We start from the raw sequence: 267 nt of genomic DNA on the forward strand, positions 1-267 counted from the left end.
GACATTTACTAAGTCGCCTTCTTTTAATACGCGATCTCCTGGAATACCGTGAGCAACTTCTTCGTTTACACTAATACAAGTTACACCTGGGAAATCATATTCTTTTTCAGGTGCAGAAATAGCACCATGCTCATCTAATACTTTTTTACCGATCAAATCAAGCTCTTTCGTTGTCATACCTGGCTTCGCTTCTTTTTTCATTTCTTCACGTGCAAGTGCAACGATGCGGCCGATTTTTCGTAAGCCTTCTAAATCTTGTTCATTACG

The 267-nt window shown here is 39.7% G+C and carries 1 protein-coding gene; it reads right to left on the reverse strand.

Going from position 1 to position 267, the window contains the following annotated elements:
• Positions 1–267: M24 family metallopeptidase (locus SB658_RS24435; protein WP_410602962.1), on the reverse strand; the 267-nt coding region annotated here is incomplete at both ends.

The organism is Bacillus sp. SIMBA_008, assembly GCF_046535495.1.
Lineage (GTDB): Bacteria > Bacillota > Bacilli > Bacillales > Bacillaceae > Bacillus > Bacillus subtilis.